We start from the raw sequence: 18,602 nt of genomic DNA on the forward strand, positions 1-18,602 counted from the left end.
GTACGCCTGGCTCGCCTCGTACCGCCTGCCCTCTTCGTAAGGACCCCGCATGGCCCTGCGCACCGCCCGTACCGCCCTCGCCCTTCTGACCGCCCTCGCCCTGGCCACCGGCTGCGGGGCGAAGGTCGCCGAGCGCGCCGACGCGGAGACCTCCGGAGGAAAGGCCCCGGGGCACTACCCCGTGACCATCGAGAACTGCGGGGTGAGGACGACGTACGACAAGGCTCCGCAGCGCGTGGTCACCAACGACGTCGGCATCGCCGAGATCATGTTCGCGCTCGGCCTGGAGGACCGCATGGCCGGCTACGTGGCCCCGGACTACCGCGCCGACCGCGCGTCGGTGCCGTGGAAGGACGGCTACGAGAAGGTGAAGTGGCTCTCCAAGAAGGAGATCACCAAGGAGCTCGTGCTGGACGCCAAGGCCGACCTGGTCTTCGCCGGCTGGAACTACGGCTTCGCCGAGGGCCGGGGCTTCACCCCCGACGCCCTGAAGAAGCTCGGCGTCGGCTCGTACGTGCTCACCGAGTCCTGCCGCAACGGCGGGGCGGGCAAGGCGCGCGGCGTGATGCCGCCCCTGGAGGCCCTCTACACGGACCTCACCACGCTCGGGAAGGTCTTCGACGTGGAGGACCGGGCGGCGAAGCTCGTCGCGGGCTTCAAGAAGCAGGTCGCCGAAGCGCAGGCCGGGGTGCCGGCGGACGGGAAGCGGCCCACCGTCTTCCTCTACGACGACGGCCGCGACAAGGCCGTCACCTCCGGCGCCTACGCCGGCCCGCACGACATCATCACCAAGGCCGGCGGCGACCACGTGATGAAGGACCTCAAGGACACCTGGCCCTCGGTCGGCTGGGAGACCGTCGTCGAGCGCAACCCCGACGTCATCGTCATCAACAACTACGGCGACGTGACGGCCGGGCAGAAGAAGGAGTTCCTGAAGTCGTACCCGCCGCTCGCGGACGTCTCGGCCGTCAAGAACGACCGGATCTTCGTCCTCGACTACGTCGATCTCGTCGAGAGCCCCCGCAACCCGGCGGCCATCGCCGCGCTCGCCCGCTATCTCAAGGGGGTCAGGGAGCAGTGACGCTGCCTAGACTGGTGGAGTGGTGGACACCGACTGGCAGAGCAACCTCCGTAGGCGCGGATACCGGCTGACGCCGCAGCGCCAGCTCGTCCTGGAGGCGGTCGACCGGCTGGAGCACGCGACCCCGGACGACATCCTCACCGAGGTCCGGCGCACCGCCGGCGGGGTCAACATCTCCACGGTCTACCGGACCCTGGAGCTGCTGGAGGAGCTGGGCCTGGTCAGCCACGCCCACCTCGGGCACGGCGCCCCGACCTACCACCTCGCCGACCGGCACCACCACATACACCTGGTCTGCCGGGACTGCACGGGCGTCGTCGAGGCCGACCTGTCCGTGGCCGCGGAGTTCACGGACCGGCTCCGCGCGGAGTTCGGCTTCGAGACCGACATGAAGCACTTCGCGATCTTCGGCCAGTGCCGGGACTGCGCCGCCGGGCACGCCTCGAAGGAGCCGCCGGCCGCGCCGTAGGCTTGGCCGCATGCCGTGTGAATCGAAAGCCAGCCCGCTGCTGTCGCTGCCCGGCGCCGTCGCCGCCGAAGCCCCGGACGAAGGGGTCGCCGCGCACTACGGCGACCTGTTCCGCGAACAGCGCGCGCTCGCCGGCGGGACCGGTTTCGTCGACCTCTCGCATCGCGGGGTCGTCACCGTCACCGGGCCCGACCGGCTGAGCTGGCTGCACCTCCTGCTCACCCAGCACGTCAGCGACCTGCCGCCCGGCCGGGCCACGGAGGCGCTGATCCTCTCCGCCCACGGGCACATCGAGCACGCGCTCTCCCTCGTGGACGACGGGGAGACCGTCTGGGCCCACGTCGAACCGGGCACCCAGGACGCGCTCATCGCCTACCTGGAGAGCATGAAGTTCTTCTACCGCGTCGAGGTGGCCGACCGTACGGACGACTTCGCGGTGGTCTACCTGCCCGCGGGTTCGATCACGGAAGCGCCCGAGGGAGTCCTGGCGCGCGAGACGGCGCACGGGCGGGACCTGTTCCTGCCGCGCGCGCTGCTGGAGCCGTTCGCGGCGGCGCACGGCCCGGCCGCGGGCGTCCTCGCCCACGAGGCGCTCCGGGTGGAGGCGCACCGCCCCCGGCTCGGCCTGGAGACCGACCACCGGACGATCCCGCACGAGCTGGGCCTGATCGGCACCGCCGTCCACCTCCAGAAGGGCTGCTACCGCGGCCAGGAGACCGTGGCCCGCGTCCACAACCTGGGGAAGCCGCCGCGCCGGCTGGTCTTCCTGCACCTGGACGGCAGCGAGGTGTCGCTCCCCGCGCACGGGGCCCCCGTGCGGCTGGCCTCGGACGGCCCGGAAGGCCGCCAGCTGGGCTTCGTGACCACCGCGGTCCGCCACTACGAACTGGGCCCGATCGCCCTGGCCCTGGTCAAGCGGAACGTCGCGGTGGACGCGGCGCTGCTGGTGGGCGAGAAGACGGCGGCGACGCAGGAGGTCGTGGTCGAGCCGTAACGCCGTCCGGCGGGGCGCGCGGGCACACGGCCCGCGCGCGGGCCGGCCCCGTCAGACCTCGATCAGCACCGTGAACGGCCCGTTGTTCGTCAACGAGACCTTCATGTCCGCGCCGAAGCGGCCCGTCTCCACCTGCGCCCCCAGCGCCCGGAGGTGAGCGACGACGGCGTCGACCAACGGCTCGGCCACCGCGCCGGGAGCCGCCGCGTTCCACGTGGGCCGCCGCCCCTTCCGGGCGTCACCGTAGAGAGTGAACTGCGAGATCACCAGCAGCGGCGCCCCCACGTCCGAACACGACTTCTCGTCCTCGAGGACCCGTACGGACCACAGCTTGCGGGCGAGCTGCTCCGCCTTCGCCGGGGTGTCGTCGTGCGTCACGCCGACGAGGACGCACAGCCCCTGTCCGATGATCTCTCCGACGGTCTCGCCGTCGACGACGACCCGCGCCCCGTCCACCCTCTGCACCACTGCACGCATACGGACCATGATGCCTTGCGTCCATCCAGGGCCGTTCGGGTGCGGAGACCCTGCGCGGGGAGCTCGCACGGTGGCACGATGCGTGCAGGCGGTGCCGTGTCCGGGCACAGGTGATGCGGTCGCACACCGCCAGAGGGGAAACGGAAGACGCGCATGACCACACCCATTGAGGACGGCCCCATGCTCAAGGCAGCCGACAGCCTGCAGCCCAGGCCGCCGAGCCAGCGTTCCGGCCGGCTGGCGGACGTCCCCGGCCGCGGCCTCGGCGAGCTGAGCCTGGTGGAGCTGCGCGCCCTGCGCCGGGACGCGCAGCGGGACGAGGCGGACCTCAGTTACGTGCGGCGGCTCCTCCAGGGCCGGATCGACATCCTCCGGGCCGAGCTGACCCGGCGGTCCTCGCCGGGCTCCCCGGTGATGGCCCGCCTGGTCGTGGAGCGCCTGTCGGAGATCCTCGCGGACGGCCCGGCGGACCACCGCTCGTCCGCCCGCCACGTGACGGTGGGCACGCCGCACAGCGAGGAGTACCGGCGGCTGGCCGAGGACATGCTGTCGGAGGTCGAGCTGTCGGACCTGGGTGCCCGGACGGACAGCGAGCTGCACGAGGCCATGGGCCGCCTGGCGTCGTACGAGCGGCAGGTGTCGGTGCGGCGGCAGCACCTGCAGCGCACGGCGGACGACTGCAGCGCCGAGATCGCCCGCAGGTACCGCGAGGGGGAGGCCCAGGTGGACGACCTCCTCGTCTGACACGGAGGGCGCGGCGGCGCGCGGAAATCCGCGTGCGGTCGCGGCGGCCGCGCGCCTAGCGTCCGGGCCATGAGCATCGACGTCCGCACGATTACCGAAGACGACCTCCCCGACTGGATCCGGGCCCGGCGCACCGGCTATGTCATGCCGCCCACGCCGGGCAAGACCGAGATCGCGTTCCGCCGCGAGCTCATGGACTTCCCGCGCGCCCAGGGCGCGTTCGACGACGGCCGCTGCGTGGCCACGTACCGCAGCTTCACGCAGCGGCTGAGCGTCCCCGGCGGGGCGTCGGTGACCACGAACGCCATCAGCAACGTCAGCGTCTCGGCCACACACCGCCGCCGCGGCCTGCTCAGCCGCATGATCGACCGCGATCTGCGGGAGGCCGCGGAGCGCGGCGACGCCGCGGCCACGCTGGTCGCCGCCGAGTACCCGATCTACGGCCGCTACGGCTTCGGCCCGGCCACCCGGGTCACGGAGTGGGAGGTGGACGTGCCCCGCGCGGGCGTCGACCCGCGCTACGCGGGCCCGGGCGACGGCGGGCGGGTCGATTACGTGGACGTCGCCGAACTCCGGCAGCTCGGCCCCGCGCTGTACGAGCGGGTACGCGCCGGCCGGCACGGCCTCGTCGACCGATCGGACGTGTGGTGGCGGCGGAACACCGGTGCCCTCCCGATCGACGACGTGCCCTGGACCGAGCCGTCCGCCGTGGTCTACCGGGCGGCGGACGGCACCGGCCGCGTCGACGGGATGCTCGTCTTCACCGCCGACGACAGGTGGGAGGCCAAGCTGCCGCACCAGACGGCGACCGTGCTGGACCTCGTCGCGGTCTCCCCCGCCGCCGAGCGCGCCCTGTGGCTGTTTCTGCTGTCCGTGGACTGGATCACCCGCGTCCGCACGGGGTACCGCGCCCCGGACGACCTCCTGCCGGACCTGCTGCCGGATCCGCGGGCCGCGCGCGTCGTCACGGACGCCGACCTGCTGTGGCTGCGGCCGCTGGACGTACCGCAGCTGCTGCGGGCCCGTACGTACCCGGTCGCCGGAGCGCTCGTCCTCGACGTCACCGACCCGGACGGCCCGGCCGCGGGACGCTTCCTGCTGGACGCGGGACCCGGCGGCGCCTCCTGCACCCGCACGGCGCGGCCGGCCGATCTGACGCTGCCCGCCGGGGCGCTGGGCAGCCTCTTCCTCGGCGACGAGTCCGCGGTGCGGCTGGCGGCGCTGGGCCGGGTGACGGAGGAGCGCCCCGGCGCGGCGGCCCGTGCGGATGCACTGCTGCGCACGGGCCGGCGGCCGTGGTGCGCCGACATCTTCTGACCGGCATCTTCTGACCGGCATCTTCTGACCGGCATCTTCTAAGTGACATTCGATACCGGGACTTTCCCGGGCACTTACCCCACTTCGATCACCGCCCCTTGACCTCAACCGGACTTGAGATTCCAGACTTCCCTTCAACGGATCGGCTCGTGGGCCGGCATCCACCCGCCCACCACTCCCAGAAGGGCCCCTCGTGTCCGAGAGCAGCTACCGCCTCGCCGTGATCGTCGGTTCCACCCGCGACGGGCGCTTCGCCCCCACCGTCGCCAAGTGGTTCACGGACCAGGTCGCCCGGCACGGCGGCATAGACGTCGACCTGATCGACCTCGACCGGCACCCCCTGCCGGTGAAGCTCGGCGGCGAGCCGACCGCCGAGGACGCCGCGGTGCTCGCCGAGGTGTCGCCCCGGCTGGAGCAGGCCGACGCGTTCGTCGTCCTGACGCCCGAGTACAACCACAGCTACCCGGCGTCCCTGAAGACCCTCATCGACTTGCACTACACCCAGTGGCGCGCCAAGCCCGTCGGCTTCGTCTCGTACGGCGGCCTCTCCGGCGGCCTGCGCGCGGTCGAGCACCTGCGGCCGGTCTTCACCGAGCTGCACGCCGTCCCCATCCGCGAGCAGATCAGCCTGCACAGCCCCTGGGGCAAGTTCGACGAGGAGGGGCAGCACCTGGACGCGGCGGCGGGCGAGGACGCGGCGGGCGCGGCGAAGGTCATGCTGGACCAGCTGACCTGGTGGGCCCTGTCCCTGCGGGAGGCGCGCGCCGCCCGCCCGTACGGCGCCTGACCGGCGCCGCACACACGAACTCCTGTCCCCGGCCCTACCCCCGTTGGGGCCGGTGACAGGCACATCGTGCCGAGCGGGCGCGCTCCATCACCCTCCTCCGGAGGACTGCCCGTCAGATACCCCCGGACGGGGTTGATTTGGGAATCGCGGCCGCGCCCTCGACGCGGCCCCGGCACCCCTGTCCGCCCGGGGCAAGGAGCGCCTCGCCGGCCCGGCCGCGGAAGCGGAAGGTCACTCGTCGCCGGCCGGTTTCGCGACCCGGTAACGCAGGTGGGTGACGCCCGTGCCCTCGACCACCCGGGTGGGCCCCTCGAACCGCACCGGCGTGCCGCCGAGCTCGCCGAACAGCGTCTTCCCCGCGCCCAGGACGACCGGCACCAGCTCGACGCCGACCTCGTCGAGCAGGCCGGCCTCCAGGCACTGGCGGGCCATCTGCCCGCCGTTGACCGCCACGTTCTTGTCCCCGGCCAGCTCCCGCGCCCTGGCGACCGCCGCCTCGATCCCGTCGGTGACGAAGACGAAGTTCTCGTCGTCCTCGGGGCGGTCGTCCGGGCGCCGGTGGGTGAGCACGACGGTGGTCACGTCCATCGGGTGACGCCCGCCCCAGGCGCCCGTCCGGTCGTACAGGTACCGCCCGACGACCAGCGCGCCGGTGTTCTCCCACTCCGGCTTGATCAGCGCGGCGCTCGCGGCGGAGACGCGGATCGGCGGCGCGCTGCTACCGGCCGTCGGGATCTCGACGTCACCGTTGCCGTACCACTGGAACAGCAGGTCGAAGCCGCTCTCGTCCGGTCCGGCGATGTAGCCGTCGAGGGACATCGTCGCGCCGGTGATGACCTTGCCCATCGGGTTGTCTCCTTCGCAGTCCGCGGGTGACGCCCTCGGCATCAGAGCTGATGTCCAGTGGCTGATGTCAGTGGCTGATGTCAGTGAAGCACCGCGGGCCCCGGCGAGCGCCCTGCCTGCTGTCCGGCGGTGGCGGGACGTTGTACGAGGGTGATGTCCACGCCGCGGGCGCTCTGGTGGTACGCCGGGGAGAAGCCGGCGCGGGTGAGGGCCCGTTCCTGCGCTGCGGCAGTACGGGCGGCGGCCTGGCGGGCGCCGCCGGAGAGGTGGTTGCAGGTGATGTGCCAGACGCGGTTCGTGCGGGTCAGGCGCTGTTCCAGAAGGCCCGGGCCGGCGGGCAGGTTGTCCAGTGCGCCGACAGCGGCGGCCGTCCGGGCCTTGCCCAGGTCGGGGCGGTGCATGAAGGCCTCTTTGAAGGCGGTGGCGATCAGGCCGCACCGGGCCCCGCTGAAGAGCACGGCGTCACCGGGGGCGTCGTGGATGCGCAGGGTCCTGATCAGGGCGCGGGTGTCCCACGGGCGGCTGTCCTCCTGGCGTATGGCCTGGTGGGACGAGGCGAGGGGAACGGCCGCCAGGAGCACGAGCAGCAGTTGCAGGCGCGGGGAGGCGACGGTGGCGGCCGTCGCGAGCAGCAGGGCCAGGGCCGGCAGGCAGAACAGCAGGTAGCGGTAGGCGAAGAGGGGGTGGCCGAGCGAGACGGCCGCCAGGAGCAGCGGGGGGACGGTCAGCCAGGGCACGCCCACCGCGAGGGCCAGAGGCGGGGCCTTGCGCCGGCGTACGGCGAGGAGGGTGAGGGCGCTGAGGGCGCTGAGGGTGAGCAGGAGCTTCAGCGCGGTGGGGAGGGTGTCCTGGCCGGGGGTGAGGAGCCAGGTGAAGTAGCTGAACGGGGTTCCGGCGGTGACCGGCGCCGCCTCGCCCACGGCGGAGCTCTGGGCCGAGCTGAGGATCAGCAGCGGGACGACGGCGGCGACGCCCGCGGCCTGGGCCGTCAGCAGGCGTACGACGGTGCGGCGGTCCGGGCGCCGGAGGGCCACGGTGACCGCGTGCGCGGCCACCAGCAGCAGCCCCATCAGGTTGAACCAGCCCAGCAGGGCGAGCAGCACGGCATAGCCGGCCGCCCACCGGCCTTGGGCGCGACCGGACAGGGCCTTCACCAAGGCGCACGTGGCCAGCACCGCGACCGCCATGACGAAGGCGAACGAGCGGGCCTCCTGCGCGTAGCGCGACGCGGTCGGCAGAACGGCGAGGAGCAGCCCGGCGCACAGCCCGAGGCGCGGACCGCCGAGCAGCCGTCCCAGCCAGGTGAGGCCGGCCGCCGCGACGGCCACCGCCATCGCGGAGGGCACCCGCGCGGTGAACTCGTTGAGCCCGCCGTTCAGCTGCCCGACCAGGTACATCAGCACGTAGTGCAGACCGTGCACCGCGTCGACCCGCCCCAGCAGCTCCGTCATCTGCGGCCAGGACCGCCGTGCCACGTCGATGGTGACGATCTCGTCGGTCCATGCGGAGGCGTTCGTGTTGCCCCACACCCCGAGGCAGAGCGCCAGGACCGGCGGCACCCACCCGGCCGCACGCATCCAGCGGACACGGCCGGCGGAGAGGCCGGGTATGACCGGCACGGCGGTACGAGATGAGGTAGTAGAGGCCACAGTCACTTCAGCACACTATGTGAAGTACATACCGAATCTCCAAGAACGGTGCGCGCCCGGCGCGCGGCCCCACGACACCGAGAACACTTTTGCAAGCAGCTGCTTGCAAAAGTTAGCAACGTGGGGCAGCATCGGAGCATGGCTTCACTCAACGTCGGCAATCTCGGCGAGTATCTGCGCGAGCAGCGGCGCAATGCGCAGCTCACCTTGCGGCAGCTCGCCGATGCCGCCGGAGTGTCCAACCCGTATCTCAGCCAGATCGAGCGCGGCCTGCGGAAGCCGAGCGCCGAGATCCTGCAGCAGCTCGCGAAGGCGCTGCGGATCTCCGCCGAGACCTTGTACGTGCAGGCCGGGATCCTCGACGAGCGGGACCGGGACGAGGCGGAGGTCCGCAGTGTGATCCTCGCCGACCCCTCGATCAACGAGCAGCAGAAGCAGGTGCTGCTGCAGATCTACGAGTCCTTCCGCAAGGAGAACGGGCTCGCTACGGACGACGCCAGCAAACCTTCCAGCTGACCCGGGAGAACCATCGTCATGGCCATCACCAAGCAGGACGTCCTCACCGCCGCCACCGACACGGCCTACGCCGCGGCCGGCGCCGCGGACCTCACCGCGGAGAAGCTCGGGCAGTTCATCACCGAGGCCCCCGAGCGCCTCGAAAAGCTGAAGAAGGCCGACCCCAAGGTCGTGGGCGAGCGGGCGAAGCAGCAGGCCAAGGAGGCGCAGGCCACCCTGACCGCGAAGTTCAACGAGGTCGTCGGCACCCTCGACAGCGACGTGAAGAACTTCGGCCAGACCGCGCAGGACCTCGCCCTCAAGGGCGTCGGCCAGGCCGTGGGTTACGTGGCGGCCGCCGGTGAGCAGTTCGAGAAGCTGGCCGAGCGCGGCCGGGTGGCCGTGCGGCAGTGGCGCGGCGAGGCCGCCGACGAGTTCCAGGACATCGCCGTGGCCATCGAGCCGGAGCCGGAGAGCGGCAAGCCGGCGGACGAGAAGGCCACCGAGGCCAAGGCGGACAACGGCAAGGCCGCCGAGGACAAGCCGGCCGAGGGCACGGCGGCCGACGACAAGACCGCCGCCGCCCGCAAGCCCGCCGCCAAGAAGACGGCCGCCACCAAGAAGGCCGACGACAAGACCGGCGAGTAACCGCAGCTCACGGGCCCCTGCGGACGGGCCGGGCACATTTCGCGTGCCCGGCCCGTTCTCCGGGTACGGTGACGGACGGAAAAGGCCGGGAACGGAACGGGCCGGAAGAGAGCACTCCGCTCAGGCGGAGGTAATCCGCGAGGTGGGCGACGTGCTGCTGGAAGCCTTCGGCGAAGTCATGTACTGGGTGTCGGTCGGCCTGCTGCTCTTCAGCCTGTTCGCGTTCGTCAACGCGGCCGTCCACCGCGAGGACGCCTACCGCGCCGCGGACAAACAGACCAAGCCCTTCTGGCTGATCATCCTCGGCGTCGCCGTCGCCCTGAACCTGTTCATGGGCATCATGAGCTTCCTGCCGCTCCTCGGCCTGGTCGCCACGATCGTCTACGTCGTGGACGTCCGGCCCGCGCTCAAGCAGGTCTCGGGCGGCCGCGGCCCCCGCCGCCGCGGCGGCGGATCCAGCTCGGACGGCCCCTACGGGCCGTACAACGGCCGCCGCTGACGCCGGAGGCCCCGCGAAGGATGCCCGGCGGGCATCCGAGAACGCCGGAGCACGCCCGGTGGACAGGGCCCGCCGCTCACGTCCGTACCGGTCGTGCGGCCGCCCGCCCGGCCGGCCAGTGCGGCCGGGCGCTCTCAGCGGGAGCCCGGCCGCCCCGGTCGAGCAGCAGCACGGCGAGGTCGTCCGTCAGGTCCCCGCCGTTGAGGGCCTGCACCTCGGCGACCGTCGCGTCCAGGAGCTCCTCGCCGCGCAGCCCCTCCGCGAGCCGGCGGCTGATCAGTTCGACCATGCCCTCCTGGCCCAGGCGCCGCGCACCGGCACCGATCCTGCCCTCGATCAGCCCGTCCGTGTACATCAGCAGGCTCCACAGGCCGCCGAGTTCGACCTGGCGGCGCGGCCAGCGGGCGCGCCGGAGCAGGCCGAGCGCGGGGCCGCCGTCCTCCTGGGGCAGCAGGTGCGGGTCCCGTCCGGGACGGACGAGCAGCGGGGCGGGGTGGCCGGCGAGGCTGAGGCCCGCGCGGCGCCCGTCCGCCGATATGTCGACGGCGCACAGCGTCGCGAAGGTCTCGTCGTCGGCGCGCTCGTGCTCCAGCACCTGCTGGAGGGTGGCGAGCAGCTCGTCGCCGCAGAGCCCGGCGAAGGTCAGGGCCCGCCAGGCGATGCGGAGCTCGACGCCGAGGGCGGCCTCGTCGGGGCCGTGGCCGCTGACGTCGCCGATCATCGCGTGGACGGTGCCGTCGGGCGTCCGGACCATGTCGTAGAAGTCGCCGCCGAGCAGGGCGCGGCTGCGGCCGGGCCGGTAGCGGGCGGCGAAGCGCAGGCCGGAGCCGGCGAGCAGCGGGGTGGGCAGCAGGCCGCGCTCCAGGCGGGCGTTCTCCTGGGCGCGCAGCCGGGACTCGGTGAGCTGCCGCTGGGTGAGGTCGGCGCGCTTGCGCTCGACGGCGTAGCGGATGGCCCGGCTGAGGACCCGCCCGTCGAGCTCGTCGCGGGAAAGGTAGTCCTGGGCGCCGACCCGTACGGCTTCGGCGGCGCGCTCGGTGTCCGCCTCGGCGGTCAGCGCGAGCACGGCGTGGTGCGGGGCGAGGCGCAGCACCTGGCGCAGCGTGTCCAGCTCGTCGGGGCGGTCGCCCGCCCGCGGCGTGCCGCCGGCCGGGCCGCCGGTCGCTCCGGCGTCCGCGAGGTCGAGGAGGATGCAGTGGACGTCGTCGGTGAGGAGGCGCTCGGCCTCGGTGAGGTTGCGGGCGGTGCGGATCCGGACGGGACTGCCCACGGCCCCCGACATCTCGGTGATGTCCGGCATCGAGAGCGGCCCGCCGGGGTCGCCTTCGATCACCAGGAGGTTGAGCCCGGTGTCGGGCGACGCGGGCACCGGCTCCGCGGACCTCGGCACGGGTACGGACATGTCTTCGGTTTCCTTCCTCCCCCGGCAAGCGCCGGGGGTGCCTCCGCCCCCTGAGGCACAGCACCCGGCCGAACGGCGGGGTGCCGAACGCGACCCTAGCGGCAGGGCACGGTCGAACGGAATGGAGCGGAGCCACTCGCCGCTGTCATATGCCCTAGCCGGAGCGGCATTTGGCGCGCGAGGGGAGAAACACCCGATGACAAACATCACCCCGACGGGGGCCCCGCCGTGCGACCTGCGTCACACCCGCGGACGCCACCCCGCGGACACCGCCCCGCGCGCGGCACCGTCACCCCGGCCGGACGACCCCCAGCACCGGCATCGACCCCGCCCCCGCGATCGTCACCTGGCGGCCCGGCCGCGGCGCGTGCACGATCGCGCCGTCGCCCACGTACATCCCGACGTGGCTCGCGTCGGCGAAATAGATGATCAGGTCGCCCGGCCGCATGTCCTTGAGGTCCACCTTCGGCAGCAGGCGCCACTGGTCCTGCGAGGTGCGCGGGATCGCGCGGCCCGCGGCCGCCCAGGCCCTGAGCGTCAGCCCGGAGCAGTCGTACGCGTCCGGCCCCTCCGCGCCCCACACGTAGTTCTTGCCGATCTGGGCCGTCGCGAAGCCGACCGCGCGGCTGCCGTCGGCGGTGGCCGCGCCCGAGCCCTTGAGCCCGGCACCCTTCACCGCCTCCGAGGCGAGCCACTTCTGCTGCGCCTGGCGGGCCCGCTCCTCCTCCAGCAGGCGCAGCCGCTCCCGCTCCTTCTCCTCCAGCTTCGACTCCAGCTCCTTGGCGGCCGCGAGCTTCGCCTCGATCTCCTTCTTCGCGCCCTCCTTCTTGCGGCGCTCGCCGTCGAGGGTCTTCCAGCGCTCGCCGGCGGCCTTGGCGTAGCCGTCGAGGGCCTTCTGGACGGCGGCGACCTCGGTGATCAGCCCGCGCGTCGCCGCCTGCCCCTTGTGGGTGAGGGCGACGCCGTCGAAGAAGCTCTCGGGGGAGCCGGAGAGGAGGAGCCGGATCTGGGGCGGCATGCTGTTGTCGCGGTACTGGGCGCGGGCCAGGGAGCCGGCCTGGCTCTTGAGGCGGTTCATCCGCTCCTGGGCGGCGGCCGCGGACTTCGCGATCTCGGCGATCGACCGCTCCTGGCGGCGCTGGGCCTCGTCGGCCGCGTTGTAGGCGTCCGTGGCGGCCTCGGCCTGCCGGTAGAGGCCCTCCACCTCCTGGTGGACCTCCTCCAGCGTGCGCGGTGGCTTGGGTTCCGCATACGCCGTGCCGGGCATGGTGACCACCACCCCGGCCACGGCCAGTACGCATATCAATGCGGTCACCGAGATCACGCGCTTGCCTCCGCAGCCCTCACCCCTGCCGCCCGCCATGCTCCCAGCGTTCTCAGCGTCCGCACTCCAGCCGTTCCGCCCCACAGGCCACCTCCGCGGCTACGCCCCCACGTCTGACATACCGTCACGCGAGGAAGGGATGCTGCCACGGCACCCCGTAAACCGACAGAGATCTGCGTCACACTCGGCGGGGGCAAGCTCCTGACCGGCGCAGACGCGGCCGGAAGGTGATCAGGGCGGCCGCGGGACCGCAGCGGACCGGCCACACCGGCCGGATGCCGTCCCTTCCCGGCCGGTTTCAAGATCTCTTCCGGGGCCACCACCCTGATGGGTGAGGTTCACCCTCCGTTCACTCTGCCCCATCGACCGCTTCACCTGATCTGCCTAATTTCACCGATAGAAGGGTGCGGGCAGGAGTCCGCACCAGTCACCTCTCGCACGCCGCCCCAGCGGCGGCTCCCGGAAGGAACACCCGAAAGTGAAGCTTCAGCGCAAGAACCGGCTCCGCGCCGTCGCTCTCGGCGCCATCGCCGTCTCCGGCGCCCTGGTCCTCACGGCGTGCGGTTCGGACGACAACAGCGGTGGTGGTTCCACCGGCGGCGGCTCCACCAAGGCCGCGGGCAACATCAAGTGCGAGGGCAAGGGCCAGCTCCTGGCCTCGGGCTCGTCCGCCCAGAAGAACGCCATGGACCTGTGGGTCAAGAACTTCATGGCGGCCTGCAAGGACATCCAGATCAACTACAAGCCCACCGGCTCGGGCGCGGGCATCCAGGAGTTCCTGCAGGGCAAGACCGCCTTCGCGGGCTCCGACTCGGCGCTGAAGCCGGAAGAGGTCGCCAAGTCCAAGGAGGTCGTCAAGGGCGGCCAGGGCATCAACCTGCCCATGGTCGGCGGCCCGATCGCGGTCGGCTACAACGTCCCCGGCGTCGACAGCCTCGTCCTGGACGCGGACACCCTCGCCAAGATCTTCGACTCGAAGATCGAGAAGTGGAACGACGACGCGATCAAGAAGCTCAACCCGGACGCCAAGCTCCCCGACCTCAAGATCCAGGCGTTCCACCGCTCGGACGAGTCCGGCACCACGGACAACTTCACCAAGTACCTCAAGGCCGCCGCCGACAAGTCGTGGCCGTACGAGCCCGCGAAGGCCTGGAAGGCCAAGGGCGGCCAGTCGGCCGACGGTTCCGCCGGTGTGTCCTCGCAGGTCAAGCAGACCTCGGGCGCCATCTCCTACTTCGAGCTGTCCTACGCCACGGCCAGCTCGATCAAGACGGTGAAGCTCAACACCGGCGCCTCCGCCCCGGTCGAGGCCACCCCGGACAACGCCTCCAAGGCCATCGCCGAGGCGAAGGTCGCCGGCACCGGCAAGGACCTCGCCCTGAAGCTCAACTACACCACCAAGGCCGAGGGCGCCTACCCGATCACCCTGGTCACGTACGAGATCGCCGGTGACCAGGGCAACAAGGCCGAGACCCTCCCCGCAGTCAAGTCCTTCCTCACCTACATCGCGAGCACGGACGGCCAGGCGGTCCTGAAGGACCTCGGCTACGCCCCGCTGCCCTCCGAGATCGCCACCAAGGTCCGCGAGACGGTCGCGAGCCTGTCGTAACCGCGACCGGACTCCACCGGCCGGACCGGGCCCCGAGCCCCCCGCGGACCCCGCGGAGCCGGGGCACCGTCCGGCCGGACCGGCGGGCCCGCCCGTGACCCCGGCCCGGACCGGCCGCGCGGGGGCCGAAGGCCCAGGGCCGCGCCCCGGAGTCCAGCCGCACCCATCCGGTGCACCGCCGCACGAGGAGCCGCGTCCCCCGCCGGGAGACGGCCCCGCAGACCGGAGAAATCCCCATGGACACAGCCAGCCCCACCGCCGACAGCAGCCCTCCGGTGCAGAAGGCCAGGACGGCCGCCCGCCCGGGCGACCGGATCTTCCTCGCCCTCTCCCGCGGCTCCGGCCTCCTGCTTCTGGTGATCATGGCCGCGATCGCGGCCTTCCTCACCGTCCGGGCGACCAACGCCCTCTCGCACAACCACGGCAACTTCTTCACCACCTTCGAGTGGAGCGCCAACGCCACTCCGCCGGTCTTCGGCATCGCCGTCCTGGCCTTCGGCACGATCGTCAGCTCGCTGATCGCGATGGTCATCGCGGTGCCCGTGGCCATCGGCGTCGCGCTCTTCATCTCGCACTACGCGCCGCGCCGGCTCGCGTCCCCGCTCTCGTACGTGATCGACCTGCTCGCCGCCGTGCCGTCCATCGTCTACGGTCTGTGGGGCGCCCTCTTCCTGGTGCCGCACCTCAGCGGCCTCTACGCCTGGATGAACGACTACCTCGGCTGGACGGGCATCTTCGCGTACCACGACGGCGCCGCCCGCTCGCTCTTCACCATCGGCATCCTGCTGGCGATCATGATCCTGCCGATCGTCACCAGCGTCAGCCGCGAGGTCTTCCTGCAGGCCCCGAAGACGCACGAGGAGGCCGCGCTCGCGCTCGGCGCCACCCGCTGGGAAGTCATCCGGATGTCCGTCCTCCCCTTCGGCCGCTCCGGAGTCATCAGCGCCTCGATGCTCGGCCTCGGCCGCGCCCTCGGCGAGACGATGGCCGTCGCGACCGTCCTCTCCCCCAGCTTCACCATCGGCAAGAGCCTGCTGGACCCGGGCGGCGGCACGTTCGCGCAGAACATCGCGAGCAGCTTCAAGGAGTCCGGTGAGATCGGCAAGGACGCCCTGATCGCCTCCGGCCTCGTCCTCTTCGTCCTGACCCTGCTGGTCAACGGCGCGGCCCGGATGATCATCGCACGTCGCAAGGAGTACACATCGTGAGCGACGTGACCATCGACAAGCCGCTGGTCGCCGGCGGCGCCCCGCAGCCGCGGCCCGTCTCGCTGCACCAGCCGCGCCTGCCGCGCTGGGCCCCGGCCGCCGTCGCCGCGGTGGCCGCCGCCGCGGGCTGCGGGACCGGCCTGGGCGCCGGGCTGAGCAGCCGGATCCAGTGGGGCCTGATAGCCGCCGGCCTCTTCGTCATCGTGATGTACGCCCTCGCGGCCCGCGTCGAGGGCCGCCGCCAGGCCAAGGACCGGCTGGCCACCAGCCTCGTCTGGGTCTGCTTCCTGCTCGCCGTCGTACCGCTGGTCTCCCTGGTCTGGGAGACCGTCGACCGCGGCGTGAAGGTCCTCGACGGGAACTTCCTCTCCCACTCCATGGCCGGCGTGCTCACCGTCCAGCCCGGTGGCGGCGTCTACCACGCGATCATCGGCACCCTGGAGCAGGTCGGCATCGCCACCGCCATCGCGGCCCCCGTCGGCCTGCTGACGGCGATCTACCTGGTCGAGTACGGCCGGGGCCGGCTGGCGAAGGCGGTGACGTTCTTCGTGGACGTCATGACGGGCATCCCGTCGATCGTCGCGGGCCTGTTCATCCTGAGCTTCTGGATCCTCATGCTGGACTTCGGCTACTCCGGCTTCGCCGGGGCCATGGCCCTGGCGATCCTGATGATGCCGGTCGTCGTCCGCTCGACCGAGGAGATGCTCAAGCTCGTCCCCAACGAGCTGCGCGAGGCCTCGCTGGCGCTGGGCGTGCCGAAGTGGCGCACGATCCTCAAGGTCGTCCTGCCCACGGCCATCGGCGGCATCGCCACCGGCGTCACGCTCGCCATCGCCCGCATCGCCGGTGAGTCCGCCCCGATCGTCCTGCTGGTCTTCGGCTCCCAGGTGATCAACAACAACCCCTTCGAAGGCGCCCAGTCCTCCCTGCCGTACTACATCTACGAGCAGTGGGCGGCCGGCAACGACGCCAGCTACGCCCGCGCCTGGGCGGCGGCGCTCGTCCTCATCGCCTTCGTCATGATCCTCAACTTGGTGGCCCGCGGCATCGCCCGCTGGAAGGCCCCCAAGGCCGGCCGCTGACGCGGTTCGATTTCCCGAAAGTAGTGATCCCCATGGCCAAGCGCATCGACGTCGGCGGCCTCTCCGCCTACTACGGCACCCACAAGGCCATCGACGACATCTCGATGACCGTCGAGCCCCGCTCCGTGACCGCCTTCATCGGCCCCTCCGGCTGCGGCAAGTCCACCTTCCTGCGCACCCTGAACCGGATGCACGAGGTCACCCCCGGCGGCCGCGTCGAGGGCAAGGTGATGCTGGACGACGAGAACCTCTACGGTGCCGGCGTCGACCCGGTCTCCGTGCGCCGCACGGTCGGCATGGTCTTCCAGCGCCCGAACCCGTTCCCGACCATGTCGATCTACGAGAACGTCGTGGCCGGCGTGCGCCTCAACGGCGGCCGGCTCCGCAAGGCGGAGCTGGACGCGATCGTGGAGAAGTCCCTCAAGGGCGCGAACCTCTGGAAGGAGGTCAAGGACCGGCTGAACAAGCCGGGAGCGGGCCTCTCCGGCGGTCAGCAGCAGCGGCTGTGCATAGCCCGCGCGATCGCGGTGGAGCCGCAGGTCCTGCTGATGGACGAGCCCTGCTCGGCGCTCGACCCGATCTCGACGCTCGCCGTGGAGGACCTGATCGGGGAGCTGAAGGAGCGCTTCACGATCGTGATCGTCACGCACAACATGCAGCAGGCGGCGCGGGTCTCCGACCGCACGGCGTTCTTCAACCTGGCGGGCGTCGGCCAGCCGGGCCGGCTCGTCGAGATCGACGACACGGCGAGGATCTTCTCGAACCCGTCGGTCCAGGCCACGGAGGACTACATCTCGGGCCGGTTCGGATAAGGACCACGGCCGCATCCGGAAACGGCGCGGCGCCCCGTAATCCGGCCGGCGCCGCCGCAAGACCGCCTTGCGGCGCTGCATGGCGGTGCCGCCGCAAGGCAAAGGGCCCGCCCCCTGCTCGTACCAGGGGGCGGGCCCTACTCCGTGGGCGGTCCGGGATCAGCCGAACGCGAGGTTGACCACCCAGTAGGCCAGCGCGGCGACCAGGGCCGCGGCCGGCATCGTGATGAACCAGCCCAGGATGATGTTCTTCGCGACGCCCCAGCGGACCGCGTTCACCCGCTTGGTCGCACCGACACCCATGATCGCCGAGGTGATCACGTGCGTGGTGGAGATCGGCGCGTGGAACATGAACGCCGTCGTGAACATGACCGACGCACCGGTGGTCTCGGCCGCGAAGCCCTGCGGCGGGTCCAGCTCGATGATCTTGCGGCCGAGCGTGCGCATGATGCGCCAGCCACCCGCGTACGTACCGAGCGAGAGCATGATCGCGCAAGCGAGCTTGACCCAGACCGGGATGGCGTCGCCCTTCGTCTGCACGTCGCCGATGACCAGGGCCATCATCACGATGCCCATGGTCTTCTGGGCGTCCTGCAGACCGTGGCCGAGCGCCATGCCCGCGGCCGAGACCGTCTGGGCGATCCGGAAGCCGCGCTTGGCCTTGTGCGGGTTGGACCGCCGGAACATCCACATGATCGCGACCATCACCAGATAGCCGAGGATCAGGCCGACGAACGGCGAGAGGAACATCGGAATGACGATCTTCTCGACGACACCCGACCAGATGACGCCGGTGCCGCCCGCGAGCGCCGCGCCCACCATGCCGCCGAACAGGGCGTGCGAGGAGGACGACGGCAGGCCGTAGTACCAGGTGATCAGGTTCCAGGCGATCGCGCCGATCAGGGCGGCGAAGAGGATGCCCATCCCCTTGTCGCCGACCGGCGATTCGATCAGGCCTTCGCTGACCGTCTTGGCCACGCCGCTGCCCAGGAAGGCACCGGCGAGGTTCATCACGGCCGCCATCGCGAGGGCCGCGCGGGGGGTCAGCGCCCGGGTGGACACCGAGGTCGCGATGGCGTTCGCGGAGTCGTGAAAGCCGTTGGTATAGGTGAAGCCGAGCGCGACCCCGATGGTCACGACGAGAGCAAAGGTGTCCACC

19 protein-coding genes are annotated in these 18,602 nt (G+C 71.8%); 13 read left to right on the forward strand and 6 right to left on the reverse strand.

Annotated elements, in window-relative coordinates; genetic code table 11:
- Nucleotides 1-49 precede the first annotated feature (49 nt).
- The 3 genes from ACFZCD_RS18985 to ACFZCD_RS18995 are packed head-to-tail and all read left to right on the forward strand — an operon-like array spanning nt 50 to nt 2,544.
- Nucleotides 50-1,081, forward strand: a complete 1,032-nt coding sequence (locus ACFZCD_RS18985; protein ID WP_391832164.1) for an ABC transporter substrate-binding protein — start codon at nt 50-52, stop codon at nt 1,079-1,081.
- A 19-nt stretch (nt 1,082-1,100) separates the two neighbouring features.
- Nucleotides 1,101-1,550 carry a Fur family transcriptional regulator gene (locus ACFZCD_RS18990; protein WP_391832166.1) on the forward strand — a complete coding sequence of 150 codons (450 nt, stop codon included), beginning with the start codon at nt 1,101-1,103 and terminating at the stop codon, nt 1,548-1,550.
- A 10-nt stretch (nt 1,551-1,560) separates the two neighbouring features.
- Nucleotides 1,561-2,544 (forward strand): YgfZ/GcvT domain-containing protein, encoded by a 984-nt coding sequence (locus ACFZCD_RS18995; protein WP_391832168.1) that lies wholly within the window; start codon nt 1,561-1,563, stop codon nt 2,542-2,544.
- A gap of 51 nt (nt 2,545-2,595) precedes the next feature.
- On the opposite strand, the gene dtd is transcribed toward ACFZCD_RS18995, so the two are convergent.
- A complete protein-coding gene (gene dtd, locus ACFZCD_RS19000) occupies nt 2,596-3,021 on the reverse strand; it encodes a D-aminoacyl-tRNA deacylase (RefSeq protein WP_391832170.1) in 426 nt (141 codons plus the stop codon).
- Between the two features lie 153 nt (nt 3,022-3,174).
- Here dtd and ACFZCD_RS19005 point away from each other — a divergent pair, with 153 nt between their 5' ends.
- The 3 genes from ACFZCD_RS19005 to ACFZCD_RS19015 all read left to right on the forward strand — a co-directional run bounded on the left by ACFZCD_RS19005 (nt 3,175) and on the right by ACFZCD_RS19015 (nt 5,869).
- Nucleotides 3,175-3,765 carry a hypothetical protein gene (locus ACFZCD_RS19005; protein ID WP_391832172.1) on the forward strand — a complete coding sequence of 197 codons (591 nt, stop codon included), beginning with the start codon at nt 3,175-3,177 and terminating at the stop codon, nt 3,763-3,765.
- 69 nt (nt 3,766-3,834) lie between these two features.
- The gene (locus tag ACFZCD_RS19010) at nt 3,835-5,082 is read left to right on the forward strand and encodes a GNAT family N-acetyltransferase (RefSeq protein WP_391832174.1); all 1,248 of its coding nucleotides are present in this window, start codon (nt 3,835-3,837) and stop codon (nt 5,080-5,082) included.
- Nucleotides 5,083-5,275: 193 nt separating this feature from the next.
- Complete coding sequence (locus tag ACFZCD_RS19015; RefSeq protein WP_391832176.1) at nt 5,276-5,869, forward strand: NADPH-dependent FMN reductase; 594 nt, start codon at nt 5,276-5,278, stop codon at nt 5,867-5,869.
- A gap of 231 nt (nt 5,870-6,100) precedes the next feature.
- Here ACFZCD_RS19015 and ACFZCD_RS19020 read toward each other — a convergent pair whose 3' ends face one another.
- Both ACFZCD_RS19020 and ACFZCD_RS19025 read right to left on the reverse strand, forming a co-directional pair.
- Nucleotides 6,101-6,715, reverse strand: a complete 615-nt coding sequence (locus ACFZCD_RS19020; protein ID WP_391832178.1) for a dihydrofolate reductase family protein — start codon at nt 6,713-6,715, stop codon at nt 6,101-6,103.
- An 80-nt stretch (nt 6,716-6,795) separates the two neighbouring features.
- The gene (locus tag ACFZCD_RS19025; RefSeq protein WP_391832180.1) at nt 6,796-8,334 is read right to left on the reverse strand and encodes a hypothetical protein; all 1,539 of its coding nucleotides are present in this window, start codon (nt 8,332-8,334) and stop codon (nt 6,796-6,798) included.
- Between the two features lie 168 nt (nt 8,335-8,502).
- Here ACFZCD_RS19025 and ACFZCD_RS19030 point away from each other — a divergent pair, with 168 nt between their 5' ends.
- The 3 genes from ACFZCD_RS19030 (at nt 8,503) to ACFZCD_RS19040 (ending at nt 10,006) form a co-directional block, all read left to right on the forward strand.
- Entirely contained in the window at nt 8,503-8,880 is a 378-nt protein-coding gene (locus ACFZCD_RS19030; protein WP_058045683.1) for a helix-turn-helix domain-containing protein, read from the forward strand.
- Between the two features lie 18 nt (nt 8,881-8,898).
- Nucleotides 8,899-9,507, forward strand: a complete 609-nt coding sequence (locus ACFZCD_RS19035) for a hypothetical protein (RefSeq protein ID WP_391832182.1) — start codon at nt 8,899-8,901, stop codon at nt 9,505-9,507.
- Nucleotides 9,508-9,685: 178 nt separating this feature from the next.
- Nucleotides 9,686-10,006: a DUF2516 family protein gene (locus tag ACFZCD_RS19040; protein WP_391832288.1), complete on the forward strand. Its 321-nt coding sequence runs from the start codon at nt 9,686-9,688 to the stop codon at nt 10,004-10,006.
- Between the two features lie 76 nt (nt 10,007-10,082).
- Here ACFZCD_RS19040 and ACFZCD_RS19045 read toward each other — a convergent pair whose 3' ends face one another.
- Both ACFZCD_RS19045 and ACFZCD_RS19050 read right to left on the reverse strand, forming a co-directional pair.
- Nucleotides 10,083-11,408 carry a PP2C family protein-serine/threonine phosphatase gene (locus ACFZCD_RS19045; protein ID WP_391832184.1) on the reverse strand — a complete coding sequence of 442 codons (1,326 nt, stop codon included), beginning with the start codon at nt 11,406-11,408 and terminating at the stop codon, nt 10,083-10,085.
- A 289-nt stretch (nt 11,409-11,697) separates the two neighbouring features.
- Nucleotides 11,698-12,771 carry an NlpC/P60 family protein gene (locus tag ACFZCD_RS19050; RefSeq protein WP_391832186.1) on the reverse strand — a complete coding sequence of 358 codons (1,074 nt, stop codon included), beginning with the start codon at nt 12,769-12,771 and terminating at the stop codon, nt 11,698-11,700.
- A gap of 439 nt (nt 12,772-13,210) precedes the next feature.
- On the opposite strand from ACFZCD_RS19050, the gene pstS reads away from it, so the two are divergent.
- The 4 genes from pstS to pstB all read left to right on the forward strand — a co-directional run bounded on the left by pstS (nt 13,211) and on the right by pstB (nt 17,443).
- Nucleotides 13,211-14,341 (forward strand): phosphate ABC transporter substrate-binding protein PstS, encoded by a 1,131-nt coding sequence (gene pstS, locus ACFZCD_RS19055; protein ID WP_391832188.1) that lies wholly within the window; start codon nt 13,211-13,213, stop codon nt 14,339-14,341.
- Between the two features lie 236 nt (nt 14,342-14,577).
- Nucleotides 14,578-15,549, forward strand: a complete 972-nt coding sequence (pstC, locus tag ACFZCD_RS19060) for a phosphate ABC transporter permease subunit PstC (protein ID WP_391832190.1) — start codon at nt 14,578-14,580, stop codon at nt 15,547-15,549.
- Nucleotides 15,546-16,631, forward strand: coding sequence for a phosphate ABC transporter permease PstA (gene pstA, locus ACFZCD_RS19065; protein ID WP_391832192.1), 1,086 nt, complete (start codon nt 15,546-15,548; stop codon nt 16,629-16,631). The genes pstC and pstA overlap by 4 nt, the downstream gene beginning before the upstream one ends.
- Before the next feature lie 32 nt (nt 16,632-16,663).
- Nucleotides 16,664-17,443, forward strand: coding sequence for a phosphate ABC transporter ATP-binding protein PstB (pstB, locus tag ACFZCD_RS19070; RefSeq protein WP_391832194.1), 780 nt, complete (start codon nt 16,664-16,666; stop codon nt 17,441-17,443).
- A 159-nt stretch (nt 17,444-17,602) separates the two neighbouring features.
- Here the strand turns inward: pstB and ACFZCD_RS19075 are convergent, their stop codons facing one another.
- Nucleotides 17,603-18,601: an anion permease gene (locus ACFZCD_RS19075; protein WP_391832196.1), complete on the reverse strand. Its 999-nt coding sequence runs from the start codon at nt 18,599-18,601 to the stop codon at nt 17,603-17,605.
- Between the last annotated feature and the right edge of the window lies 1 nt (nt 18,602).

Source organism: Streptomyces sp. NPDC008001, assembly GCF_042958085.1.
Lineage (GTDB): Bacteria > Actinomycetota > Actinomycetes > Streptomycetales > Streptomycetaceae > Streptomyces.

Excerpts from the sequence above, each read along its gene's own strand:
- pstB (WP_391832194.1), top strand. The coding sequence starts at position 16,664 with ATGGCCAAGCGCATCGACGTCGGCGGCCTCTCCGCCTACTACGGCACC.
- ACFZCD_RS19035 (WP_391832182.1), top strand. The coding sequence starts at position 8,899 with ATGGCCATCACCAAGCAGGACGTCCTCACCGCCGCCACCGACACGGCC.
- ACFZCD_RS19005 (WP_391832172.1), top strand. The coding sequence starts at position 3,175 with ATGACCACACCCATTGAGGACGGCCCCATGCTCAAGGCAGCCGACAGC.
- ACFZCD_RS19030 (WP_058045683.1), top strand. The coding sequence starts at position 8,503 with ATGGCTTCACTCAACGTCGGCAATCTCGGCGAGTATCTGCGCGAGCAG.
- ACFZCD_RS18995 (WP_391832168.1), top strand. The coding sequence starts at position 1,561 with ATGCCGTGTGAATCGAAAGCCAGCCCGCTGCTGTCGCTGCCCGGCGCC.
- ACFZCD_RS19045 (WP_391832184.1), bottom strand. The coding sequence starts at position 11,408 with ATGTCCGTACCCGTGCCGAGGTCCGCGGAGCCGGTGCCCGCGTCGCCC.
- ACFZCD_RS18985 (WP_391832164.1), top strand. The coding sequence starts at position 50 with ATGGCCCTGCGCACCGCCCGTACCGCCCTCGCCCTTCTGACCGCCCTC.
- ACFZCD_RS19050 (WP_391832186.1), bottom strand. The coding sequence starts at position 12,771 with ATGGCGGGCGGCAGGGGTGAGGGCTGCGGAGGCAAGCGCGTGATCTCG.
- pstC (WP_391832190.1), top strand. The coding sequence starts at position 14,578 with ATGGACACAGCCAGCCCCACCGCCGACAGCAGCCCTCCGGTGCAGAAG.
- ACFZCD_RS19010 (WP_391832174.1), top strand. The coding sequence starts at position 3,835 with ATGAGCATCGACGTCCGCACGATTACCGAAGACGACCTCCCCGACTGG.
- dtd (WP_391832170.1), bottom strand. The coding sequence starts at position 3,021 with ATGCGTGCAGTGGTGCAGAGGGTGGACGGGGCGCGGGTCGTCGTCGAC.
- ACFZCD_RS19020 (WP_391832178.1), bottom strand. The coding sequence starts at position 6,715 with ATGGGCAAGGTCATCACCGGCGCGACGATGTCCCTCGACGGCTACATC.
- ACFZCD_RS19040 (WP_391832288.1), top strand. The coding sequence starts at position 9,686 with ATGTACTGGGTGTCGGTCGGCCTGCTGCTCTTCAGCCTGTTCGCGTTC.